Annotated in this window: 12 protein-coding genes and 2 pseudogenes; all 14 read right to left on the bottom strand. The window is 37.4% G+C overall.

Annotated features, from left to right (window positions below):
- Positions 1–71: 71 nt before the first annotated feature.
- The 14 genes and pseudogenes from MJG50_RS03610 to MJG50_RS03675 all read right to left on the bottom strand — a co-directional run bounded on the left by MJG50_RS03610 (position 72) and on the right by MJG50_RS03675 (position 11,942).
- Positions 72–2,507 (bottom strand): heavy metal translocating P-type ATPase, encoded by a 2,436-nt coding sequence (locus MJG50_RS03610; RefSeq protein WP_240252790.1) that lies wholly within the window; start codon positions 2,505–2,507, stop codon positions 72–74.
- 73 nt (positions 2,508–2,580) lie between these two features.
- Positions 2,581–2,787 (bottom strand): copper chaperone CopZ, encoded by a 207-nt coding sequence (copZ, locus tag MJG50_RS03615; RefSeq protein ID WP_240252795.1) that lies wholly within the window; start codon positions 2,785–2,787, stop codon positions 2,581–2,583.
- A gap of 239 nt (positions 2,788–3,026) precedes the next feature.
- The gene (locus MJG50_RS03620) at positions 3,027–3,347 is read right to left on the bottom strand and encodes a metal-sensitive transcriptional regulator (protein ID WP_240252796.1); all 321 of its coding nucleotides are present in this window, start codon (positions 3,345–3,347) and stop codon (positions 3,027–3,029) included.
- A gap of 200 nt (positions 3,348–3,547) precedes the next feature.
- Positions 3,548–4,750 (bottom strand): annotated as a pseudogene (locus MJG50_RS03625) (FAD-dependent oxidoreductase); the annotation flags it as partial.
- 169 nt (positions 4,751–4,919) lie between these two features.
- A complete protein-coding gene (locus MJG50_RS03630; RefSeq protein WP_240252797.1) occupies positions 4,920–5,150 on the bottom strand; it encodes a glutaredoxin family protein in 231 nt (76 codons plus the stop codon).
- Between the two features lie 71 nt (positions 5,151–5,221).
- Positions 5,222–5,470 (bottom strand): glutaredoxin family protein, encoded by a 249-nt coding sequence (locus MJG50_RS03635; protein WP_275695492.1) that lies wholly within the window; start codon positions 5,468–5,470, stop codon positions 5,222–5,224.
- Positions 5,471–5,571: 101 nt separating this feature from the next.
- Positions 5,572–5,922 carry a sulfurtransferase gene (locus MJG50_RS03640; protein WP_240252798.1) on the bottom strand — a complete coding sequence of 117 codons (351 nt, stop codon included), beginning with the start codon at positions 5,920–5,922 and terminating at the stop codon, positions 5,572–5,574.
- Between the two features lie 190 nt (positions 5,923–6,112).
- Positions 6,113–6,289 (bottom strand): annotated as a pseudogene (locus MJG50_RS03645) (SAM-dependent methyltransferase); the annotation flags it as partial.
- A gap of 522 nt (positions 6,290–6,811) precedes the next feature.
- On the bottom strand, positions 6,812–7,351 hold the full coding sequence (locus MJG50_RS03650) for a GNAT family N-acetyltransferase (protein ID WP_240252799.1): 540 nt from the start codon (positions 7,349–7,351) through the stop codon (positions 6,812–6,814).
- A 119-nt stretch (positions 7,352–7,470) separates the two neighbouring features.
- Positions 7,471–7,683, bottom strand: a complete 213-nt coding sequence (locus MJG50_RS03655; protein WP_240252801.1) for a hypothetical protein — start codon at positions 7,681–7,683, stop codon at positions 7,471–7,473.
- A gap of 220 nt (positions 7,684–7,903) precedes the next feature.
- Complete coding sequence (locus MJG50_RS03660; RefSeq protein ID WP_240252803.1) at positions 7,904–10,144, bottom strand: ATP-binding cassette domain-containing protein; 2,241 nt, start codon at positions 10,142–10,144, stop codon at positions 7,904–7,906.
- A gap of 283 nt (positions 10,145–10,427) precedes the next feature.
- Entirely contained in the window at positions 10,428–10,928 is a 501-nt protein-coding gene (locus MJG50_RS03665; RefSeq protein WP_240252805.1) for an SRPBCC family protein, read from the bottom strand.
- A 32-nt stretch (positions 10,929–10,960) separates the two neighbouring features.
- Positions 10,961–11,467, bottom strand: a complete 507-nt coding sequence (locus MJG50_RS03670) for a DinB family protein (protein WP_240252807.1) — start codon at positions 11,465–11,467, stop codon at positions 10,961–10,963.
- Positions 11,468–11,621: 154 nt separating this feature from the next.
- Positions 11,622–11,942, bottom strand: coding sequence for an HIT domain-containing protein (locus tag MJG50_RS03675; protein WP_240252809.1), 321 nt, complete (start codon positions 11,940–11,942; stop codon positions 11,622–11,624).
- Positions 11,943–12,009: the final 67 nt, after the last annotated feature.

Below are 12,009 nucleotides of genomic sequence, written 5' to 3' on the forward strand. Positions count from 1 at the left end.
TATTTTTCAAATTATTTTAGATATAATCGATAGAGAAAACTACGTAAAATTGTAGTTTTCTCCATGAGTCTTTATTTGTTTAATTTTACTCGTTGTAGTCGTAGTGCGTTTAAGACAACTGATACGGAGCTGAATGCCATTGCTGCACCTGCTACCCATGGTGCAAGGAATCCTACTGCAGCAATTGGAATTCCAATTGTGTTATAGGCAAATGCCCAGAATAGGTTTTGCTTAATATTACGCATTGTTTTACGACTCATTAAAATCGCATCGGCAATACTATTGAGATCACCGCGAATTAATGTAATATCCGCAGCTTCCATAGCTACATCAGTACCTGTACCAATCGCCATACCAATGTCAGCTGTAGCAAGTGCTGGTGCATCATTTATACCGTCACCGACCATTGCTACTTTTTTACCCTGTTGTTGTAGCTTTTTCACTTCATCTGCTTTACCTTCAGGAAGGACTTCCGCAATAACCGAATCAACGCCTACCTCTTTCCCGATTGCCTGTGCCGTACGTTCGTTATCACCTGTCATCATAATGACATGAATCCCCATGCCTTGTAAGCGTTGAATCGCTTCCTTAGATGTATCTTTAATTGTATCTGCTACAGCAACTAGCCCTGCGTATTGTCCATTGATACCAGCTAACATCGCTGTTTTCCCGTTCCGCTCTAATTCTTCCATTGCTGGGAGAACGGATTGTATATCAATACCATATTGCTGCATGAGTTTACGTGTACCAATGACAATACCTTGACCTGATATCGTTGCTTGCACACCATAACCTGGAATTGCTTCGAAGAATTGAACATTTCCGAGTTCAATGCCTTTCTCTTGGATCCCTTGAACAATTGCTTCTGCTAACGGATGCTCGGATTGCTTCTCGGCTGCACCGATTAGTGATAAGAATTTCTCTTCATCTTGACCAGCTGCTACTAAAACATCAGTTAAAACTGGTTTACCATGGGTAACAGTACCTGTTTTATCGACAACTACTGTATCAATACCTTGTGTTTGTTCTAAATGCTCGCCACCCTTGAACAAAATACCAAACTCAGCTGCACGACCAGATCCTGCCATAATAGAGGTCGGAGTTGCTAAACCAAGGGCACATGGACACGCAATAACAAGAACCGCAATTAGTACTTCAAGTGCTGGTGTAAACTCACCAGGTTGAACCCATATAATCCATACTAGGAATGTGAGGACGGCAATCCCTACTACGATTGGAACGAAAATACCTGAAATTTGATCTGCCAAACGTTGGATCGGTGCTTTTGAACCTTGTGCATCCTCAACTACCTTAATGATCTGCGCCAAGGCTGTGTCACGACCTACTTTTGTTGCTGTCATTTTGATGAAGCCATTTTTATTAATGGTTGAACCGTATAAGACGTCACCAGCTTTTTTATCTACAGGTAAACTCTCACCTGTTAACATAGACTCATCAACTGCTGTTATGCCCTCTAACACTTCACCATCAACGGGAATCTTTTCACCCGGCTTCACTAAAATAGTGTCACCAATGACTACTTCCTCTAACGGTACTTCTTTTTCAATCCCATCACGTACAACAATAGCTGTTTTTGCCTGAAGACCCATTAATTTTTTGATCGCTTCTGATGAACGACCTTTTGCTCTTGCTTCAAATAATTTACCTAAAAGAATAAGGGTAATCAGTACCGCACTTGTTTCAAAATAGAGATGTGGCATATGGTGTGTTCCGGCTGTAATAATGGCTTGATACACACTATAGAAATAAGCTGCGGAAGTACCCATGACGACGAGTACATCCATGTTAGCTCCACCATTACGAAGTGATTTATAGGCCCCCACATAGAACTGTTTCCCGATAAAAAACTGTACGGGAGTTGCCAAAATTAGTTGGATCCATGGATTCATTAAGAAGTCCGGTACATATAAGAACGATGTAAAGGAAAAATGTCCAACCATTGTCCATAATAATGGTAACGATAAAATCGCCGATATGATGAATTTTCGTTGCTGGTCTTTAATATGCTTCTCACGGTGATCTACCTGTTCTTTATCTTCTTGTTTTTGGTGTGCCCCGTAACCAAGCTTCTCAACTTTTCCTATGATGTCTGCAATCGTAACTTCCGATGGATTAAATTCAATCGTCGCCTTTTCAAGTGCCAAATTGACGTTTGCTGTTGCAACACCTTCCATCTTATTTAATCCTTTTTCGATACGTGTTGCACAAGCTGCGCAAGTCATCCCTGTAATATCAAATTCTGCTTTTTGCTTTACTACACCATAACCGAGGGCTTCAATTTTCTTCTCAAAGTCAGCCTCACTCAGTTTTGACGGATCATATTTAATTGATGACTTTTCAAGAGCTAGGTTGACCGAAGCTTGCTCGACACCCTCCATTTTATTTAACCCTTTTTCAATGCGAGTCGCACAAGCTGCACAAGTCATCCCTGTAATTTGTATACTCGCTTCCTTTACTTTACTAGCTTCTAGTGTCTCTGTACTCATGGTCTTTTCCACCTCTATCATACCTATAAGGGGTATATTTTTTTGAAAATGAGAGAGTGCTATGAAAGCACTCTTATTCTACGTCATATCCTTGATCTTCAATTGTTTCCTTTATTTTATCTAGAGATACCTTGGATTCATTAAATGCGACTTCAACCAAAGCTTCGTCTAATTTTACGTTTACTTGGTTAACACCTTCTAATTCGCCAACGCTGCCTTCTACTGCTTTTACACAATGTCCACATGACATTCCTTGTACGTTTAATGTTACTGTTTGCATATTTATTCTCTCCTTTAATAGAAATGTTAATTATCACACTATACGATATAGGGGTATAATAACTTTAAATCCGTGTTCAAAAAGGAGGATGAAAAGGACCGAGAAGTTCGAGGCGGCGCAGCTTTGAGTAGCGGAACGTATGTAGTTAATACGTGAGCAACGGAAAAGCAAGCCAACGAAGAAATTCGATGTGTCATATTCACCGGACTTTTTGAACCTCTTTAAAAAAATTTATTTTCTTATTTTTTCATTAGTTTCTGGATGGTAACGACTAATTCGTCTAGAACCTCATTATCACCTTCCGAAAGACGGTCTACGACACACCCTTTTAAATGACCTTCTAGAAGGATTCTTGCTACACTATTTAAAGCAGACTGTGTTGCAGAAATTTGAGTAATCACATCATCACAGTATATGTCCTTCTCGATCATTCCCTTTATGCCCCGGATTTGTCCTTCGATCCGATTTAATCGAGTTGTTAAATCCTTTTTCACACGTTCAGGATGATGGCTTTTTCGACCAGACGTATGACATGCTACTTCTTCAGCTTTATTTTCCATAGCTCAACCTCCTATCTTGATACCATCATAGCATACCCACGAAGGGTATGTAAAGTACTAGTATCAAATTATTAATATAATTTCCCATTACATACAGAATATAATTTGTTATATATGATTACCAAATCATAAAAATATCGGATACTTAATGTAGCAGAACGCCACTCCGTATCCGACCTTACTCTCATCTATTCAATAAATTAGCGAGGATTCCCATTCGGGTTTCCTAAATCATTCGTGGCAGTTTCCACTTCAACATCTATATTGCTGCCATAGACAGATGAATATGTTTTCCAGCCACCGTCGACATTTTTTACAGAGAATCCGTTATTTTTTAAAATACGGCTAGCTAAATAGCCTCTCAAACCAACCTGACAGCTTACGTAAATGGTTTTGTCTTTTGGCAGTTCATGTAATCTATTTCTAAGATCATTCAATGAAATATTGATAGATCCATTTATATAACCAAATTCACGTTCCATTGGTTCCCGGACATCAATTAACAATCCACCATTAGCTATAATTTGATTGACTTCATGCCACTGAATTTGTTCTAATTCGCCTTCCATTACATTTGTTGCAACATAACCCGCCATATTTACAGGATCTTTTGCAGAAGAATAGGGTGGAGCATACGATAATTCAAGATTTGTTAGATCTTCTACTGTTAATCCACCTTTTATTGCAGTTGAAATGACATCCATTCGCTTATCGACTCCATCAGCACCTACCGCTTGAGCACCAAATATCTTTCCTGTCTCTTTGTCAAAAATAAGCTTTAAGGAAATTGGCGCTGCACCTGGATAATAACCCGCATGGGAGCTTGGATGAATATGAATAACCTCATAGGCTGTCCTATTTCTTTTCAATGTTTTTTCATTGTTTCCGGTTGAAGCGACTGTTAAGTCAAATACTTTTGCAACGGAAGTTCCAAGTGTTCCATGATATTTCTCTTTGTGTCCCATCATATTTTTCGCAGCAATACGGCCTTGTCTATTCGCTGGCCCCGCAAGAGGAATTGCCGTATTGGTGCCATTAATAAAATCGACTACTTCAATCGCATCTCCTACAGCATACACATCTTCATTCGATGTTTGGAGGTATTCATTTACAATAATATGACCCCGTTGACCTAATTCAAGTCCGGCATTTTTGGCTAGCTCAGTTTCAGGTCGCACTCCAATTGAAAGAATCGTCATATCTGTTTCGACTTCTGTTCCATCCGATAAGATTATCTTCTTACCATTGTCTGTAAAGAACTGAACTCCATTTTCTAAAATTAAACGTACACCTTTTTCTTGTAAGTGTTTGTGTAAAATACTTGCCATTTCAAAATCAATCGGGGCCATGATTTGATTAGCCATTTCAATAATTGTAACTTCAATACCGCGGTCAACTAGGTTTCTGTTTCATGGATTACTCCCCCCATAAAGTTGGTATTTCCAGCCCCTGTATACCCGTACGGGTATATAACAAGTTAAAAAATTTAATCACATTTAGGTTTTAATACCTTTCTATGTTATTATGTTTGTTTGTATACCCCAATGGGTGTAACGCCATTGGGATAAATCATTACTTTACTAAGCTCATGACCTTTTCTGGGTCAAAGCCTAAAACCCATTGGCCATTTATTTCAGTTTGCGGCATTCCTAATTGACCTGTTGTTTTTACTAGACGATTTGCAGCAGCCTGATCCAATTGTACATTTACTTCATTGAATGATAGTCCTTGTTCTTTTAAAAAGTTTTTCATCATATCACAATATGGACAAGTGCTAGTCGTATAGACAGTAATTTGATTCATAAATTACGGCTCTCCTTTTTCTATTCCTATATTCTTAAAATTAATCCCAAAATTAAGAGGTTGAACATTAATTAACTACTATACTTAGCATTCAACACCTCAAACATTCGAACCGGATCAAATCCAAAAATCCATTCCCCGTTAATACTAGTCTGTGGAACGGAGAATCTTCGTGTTTTCCCTATGAGTTTAATCATTACTATTGGATTAAGATCGACATTTACCTCTTTAAATTCGATATCCATATTGGTTAAAAAACTCCTAACCATGCCACATACTGGACACATCGTAGAGGTGTAGAGTGTGATATCTTGTTTCATTATAGGTAGACCTCTATTTCTTATTTTTGTACTAAAATAAGGGAATCCTGGTTCTTCTCAACCCTCTTTTATCTGTCCTTCAATTAATTCGTGTTAATCGATTACTTCTTGCCTCTGCAAGGACAGTTACTTATTTGATAACTGGCAATATGATATCCCTTGCTTAATAAAAACCTAATCCCTAAATTAAGCTCAAGGTGATCATTTGCAATCACATGTAATTTTTCATTTGGAATTTCTTGATTAAATCGTTTTAAATATGAAAATGGTATACGCAAATCACTTTCATTGTGATTGACATCAATATTATATTCCCTTATATCTAGAACCACAGTGTTTGACATAATTTGGCCGACTTTTTTACAAGGAATGCCTATTACAGGAAAATATCTTTTATATAACATTATACTCAGAAGTAAACCCACAACAATTAATATAAGATAGGTACTCATAGTCACCACCCCTTATACATTAGGATATACCCAATATATACCCTAGTGGGTATTAAAGTCAAGTTCATTTATTCATAAACTTTACACTAACTTCTATTTGTTCTTTCGTTAGTTTTAAAGCTTTTATGAGACCCATCCTCAAAAAACTTTAGTATATTGACTCTCATTTTTTATTCATTACGAGTTATTTCTATTGTCCATCGGTTTTTTGACCTACAAATTGGATGACATGTGACAAGCCATTATGAAGTTCACCTTCGTTACGGGTAACCTCGCCCATGAAGAAGTGAACAATGCGCCACTCAGCAAAGATTTTTAAAAACTCTTCAGGTTTATATAGAAAGTCCAAATCTTGCGGTCCGCCACTTCCCTAGCTTACTTGAAATAAAAGAGACTATCCGTCTGCTTAAGAGGATTGTAATAATGAGGAAACACCCTAGTTATTGGGTTTTGGCTCTTCTATAACTGAATCTATGCTGTGTTGAAAAAATAAAAGGAAAAATTTCCTTTATTTTGTTAAATACTGATATTTCCCTTAAAATACAGGAAGATTTTCCGCTTATATTACCAAAATCAAAAGTTTTTGTCATATTTAGAGCTGATAAGCGGAAAAACTCCGCTTATATCAGCATCTTAAGCCCAAACATATACAATAGCAGGAAATTCTCCGCTTATGAATTCTTGTCCCTCACCAAAATCACCAAAAAATATTGCTTCGTAATACATATGATACAAATAAAGATATAAAGAAAAATAATATAATAAAGGAATCACTTAATTGTATTCCAAAAGTCTTTCTTAGAAATGTTCCAACAAATAGATAGAACTGATTCCAATATGAACCAGCCCCATCCACTTATATATTTCATTTTTACGGATTCCTCACAATTCATAGCCACTCATCAGCTAGTATTCCATAAACAACATGGTCAACATAATGATCATATAACCATTCTGCTTTTCTAATAGTGCCCTCATTTACAAAACCTAGTCTTTCCGGAATACCTCTGCTTTTCTTATTTCCTTCAGCAGCCCTAATTTCTACTTTATTTAATTTTAGTTCAGCAAAAGCATAATCAGTTAATGCCCTTACTACCTTAGTCATAATACCATTTCCTTGATACCCATGCCCTAGCCAATAACCAATATATGCTGTTTTGTTTGACCAATTAATGCTATTAAAGCCGGAAACTCCAGCAATATCCCCTTTAAATTGAATAACTGCATGTAAACTTTTATTTTCGGCAAAGCCGTTAGTACACATTTTTATAAATCCAACTGTATCTTCAATTTTTGTCGTACCATCCAGCCATGGAAGCCATTCTCTTAAATACTCTCTTGAATCATTCGTTAATTCAAAGATTCTTTCTGCGTCACTTAACCCGATTAGCTTTAATGACACATCCTCATCAATTTTATGTATAAACACATGAATCACTCCCAACAATTTAATCTAGCAAACTAGTAATTGTGAATATTCTAACATACAATATAAAATTAGAACCAGCTCCTGGTACAGTAATGCTTTGATACCTCAGGATGATGGTCCTAGTTATACACGTTCTTTCTAATTTCCTTTACTTCCTCAATACTTAACCTTGTCATTTTTGCAATCTTTTCATCTGGAAAATTTTCGCGAATTAGTTCCACAGCGAGATTTTTACGCTCCTCTAATTTTCCTTCTTGTCTTCCCTCGTATCTCTCCTGTTTGAAGGCATCTGCTAGTGTTGGTGATTTTTTCATTTGCTTTGAATGAATCATGTGATTAGCTCCCTTCTGGATTAATGGCACGATTTCTTTTCTTAATTCCCTTGTCAGTTCGTGTGGAATTTGTAATAGATAATCAATGAAGTAACTAACGTATTATTTATGAATCATGGAGTACGATGTCTTTTCTTACTTCCGTTCTGCCTTATATTTTCAAACATCGTTTCAACAAAAAATGGGACACGGTTGTTGCCCCCGAGTCCCACCATCCTTCTCATATATATTTCGCCGTTACGGATCGTTCGCAATCTAAAATGCCTGCAGGTGGACCTTCGTATAGGATTTCTCCACCGCCTGCGCCACCATCTGGACCCAAATCAATGATCCAATCACTATGACGGATGACATCAAGGTTATGTTCAATGACGACGACAGTATTGCCCTTTTCTACTAATTTATCGATAATATTAAGAATTGTAGAAACGTCTGACATATGCAATCCAGTTGTCGGTTCATCTAAAATATAGATACTCCCCTTCGTGCCTAGTTCCTTTGCTAGTTTCAATCTTTGACATTCACCACCTGATAATGTGCTTAGTGGTTGGCCAATTGACAAATAGCCTAGGCCGACTGTCTCCATGCTTTTCAGCTTCGTTTGAATACTCTTCACTTCGAAGAATTCCAAAGCTTCTGTGACGGACATTTCCATGATTTCCACAATATTTTTACCTTTGTATAAGTATTTGAGCACATCCTGCTTGAAACGATCCCCTTTACACTCACTGCATTCTACTTCCATGACATCCATGAAGGATAGATTCAGTTGTACAGATCCAGTTCCACCGCATGTTTCACAAGCTCCCTTTGAATTATAGCTGAATAACCCACTCTCTACTTTATTCTCATCTGAGAATGCCTTGCGAATCGCATCCATAATGCCTGAAAATGTTGCCGGGTTTGATCGGATATTAGCATGAACTGGGCTTTGATCAATCCGAATCGCTTCTGGAAAATCCTTAGCAAAAACTTTATTTACAAGTGTACTTTTACCCGAACCAGCTACACCAGTAATCGACGTGAATACCCCTGTTGGGATACGAAGGCTCTCGTCTTTCAAATTATGTAGACTGCTTTTTCTACTTACTAGAAAATCAGAAACAGGTCTTGGCTTTGCTTTTCTTTCCGATTTACGGTTTAGATAGTTTCCAGTTAGTGTATCTGAGGCTAATAATCCCTCGTAACTACCGCTATACATAATGTTTCCACCACGAGCACCTGCTTTCGGTCCAACATCAATAATATGGTCTGCAATCTGGATGACGTCAGGATCATGCTCTACTACTAAAATGGTGTTGCCCTTGTCGCGGAGCTTAACAAGCAATTCATTTAATCGGTACACATCACGTGGGTGGAGTCCAGTGCTTGGCTCATCAAATATGTACATTAACCCTGTTAGGTTACTGGACAAATATTTCACCATTTTTACCCGCTGAGACTCACCACCAGATAAGGTGGGTGTTTCCCTTGTAAGGGTCAAATATCCTAGACCAATCTCACATAGATTTTTCAAACGTTCGACGATACCGTCAATAATTGGTTTGGCATTTGGCTCGTCTATTTTTTGAAGAACTTCAATTAATTCATCCAATTGTATCGAGGTGAGGTCATAGATCGAATAGCCCTTATATGTAGACGACATCACTTTCTCGTTATAACGAGTTCCTTCACAGGAAGGGCACGTACGAGTTGTAGTATAATCTTTTAGCTTCTTCGCGGCAGCTTTCGTAGTGTCTTTTTCACGATTCACATTTTGCCGCATGAATTTGACAGCTAATCCTTCATACGTAGTGTTCATTTCTTTACCCATGTAATCTACCTTAACTTTTTCTTGCTCAGCATAAACCAGCTTATCAAATTCTTCTTTTGTATAGTCTTTTATTTTTTTATCATTGTCGAAAAAGCCAGATTCTGCATAGGCTTTCCATTGCCATGTTCCTGGTCCAAAGCCTGAAAGTAAAATGGCTCCTTCATTCAGTGACTTATCCATATCGATTGCTGCATCTGTATTTAATGTAATAATTTTCCCAAGCCCTTCACATTTCGGGCACATCCCAATGGGATCATTAAAGGAATACGCATTTGTATAGCCGATCTGTGGTTCGGCAAAACGAGAAAACAGCAATCGCATTAAAGGGTTAATATCTGTAGCCGTTCCAAGTGTAGACCTGGCATTACCGCCTAGTCGCTTTTGATCAACAACAATAGCAGTTGAGAGATTGTTTATTTCATCTGCTTCCGGCCTGCTATATTTCGGTAGAAACTGACGAGCAAAGCTACTAAACGTTTCGTTTAACTGACGTCCTGCTTCTTGGGCAATTGTATCAAACACAATCGATGACTTTCCTGAACCAGATACCCCTGTAAAAATCGTAATTTTACCTTTTGGAATCTGTAGATTAACATGTTTCAAATTGTTTTCTCTGGCATTAATCAGTTCGATATACTCCTGTGTCATTCATTCTCCTCCTTTGGTTTTAGAAATAAGGCATATGTAAATGTTCAATCTGGGAATTCCAATCTTAGCAGTAGAGGGTTTGGAGTGCAAGGGGAATTTTAAATATTTTCATAAATATGAAAAAGCTCCTTATCCCCATTATTGGTAAAATTCGGGAGAAACAGACACTGGAATATAATTTTCAGGAATTGTATATTTTTACAAAAAATAAAAGCTGCCGTAGCAGCTAAGTCTTGAAATACTTTATCCATGTTAGTAAAAGCTCTGTTACCTTTAATTGATATTAAAATGATGGATATGTAATTTTTCCTGTTTCGACTAGTTCCTTCAAACCTAAAAACATATAATGCCAGCCTTGTTCGGTCTCTTTTTTCCAAGCTTCATGTGCTTTTTCAATATCTTTTATGGTCCAACCTTCTTCATGGGTCACATTAATTTCTTGTGTGAAGTTCATTTCGCAGCCTAATTCAAGCGATTGGATCTCCACTGTAATGTCGTCTTCTAAATCACTAAATTGAGGCATTTTGAATGTGAAAACAAGTTTCGTAGGTGGTTCCACCACTTTGTATTCTCCAATAGCTCGGTAATCTTTTCCACCTCGATGATCCACAATTTCCCATGTACCGCCGACACGAGGATCACTCTTCGCCACTTTATTTGTATGTTCCATGGTGAACATCCATTTTTTAAGCATTTCTACCTTAGTCCACGCATTAAACACTTTTTCTGCTGGAACATCAAATTTGCGTTTCATATTAAGGGTTGTTATTGATGTTTTTGTCATACAATCCATCCTCTTCAACGATTATTATTCTGCTATTCTCTAAACCCAATCTTATGTTCTAGTTCATACTTCTGACGCAAGTGATGGCGAAAATGCATACCGACAAGATCGAACCACTCGCTTGCGTTCAGCCATCCAAATCCATCATGCTTAACTTTGTAGTTTGGATTTATAGCATCTACTCTAGATTCCCATTGTCTCAATCTCTTCATTACTTGATCTAGCCTACTCGTAAGGTCTTCTTTACTATCTGAATTACTTGGTGGGGTATTTAGTTCGTCAGGTAACCTGATTTTAATTGGCGGGAACCCTCCAATTTTAAATAATTGCTCACCAAAATCCGTTTTTCCAAGCTCTTGCTCAACCTTTAATGTCGCACAAGTTTCCACATGATCGAGGTACTCCATAGCAACGAGAATCACATGGTCATACATTTGACCAATGGACCAAACCCCTTCTGCTGTTATAGATCTTAGTTGCTCAAGTGAATAGTTTTGCAGTTCGCTTTTGTATGTTTCAATCAGCTCCAAATTGCTCATTTAATCACTCCAAATTAATCCTACTTAGATCAACACACCAGATAGCTTAAAATCCTGCTTCTTCTTTCCTTAAATTGTTTATACACTAGTGAACCTTCGTATACTTTATATTTTCTTTTAGAACTATAACAAAGTACCTCATAGTAAATCATTGTTATCCTCCGGAGACTATATGCCAATGGAGATGTTTGGAGTCTTGATAATCTCCTAAGTTAGTAATAACTCTACAAGCCCCGTTTTCTTCCGTAACCATAGTCGCAACCTTTTTAATCACTCCCAGTAGTTCTAATAATAGTTCGTTATCATTTTCTTCCAATGTAAGTAAAGAAGGAATATGTTTCTTAGGTATAGCAACAATATGGACTGGATAAAAGGGTCTTGTATGATAATAGGCTAATACATTTTCTGTTTCCAACACTTTATTTACTTCGGTTTTTCCACTTAATACTTCATCGCAATAAAAATCTTCAGTCATAATGCCCTCCCAAAATTACTTTATTTTCTTTTATAGCCGATTGGTTTTTTTATAACCTATCGGCTTT

Origin of the sequence: Fredinandcohnia quinoae, assembly GCF_022427965.1 — a bacterium.
GTDB classification, from domain to species: Bacteria; Bacillota; Bacilli; order Bacillales; family Bacillaceae_L; genus Ferdinandcohnia; species Ferdinandcohnia quinoae.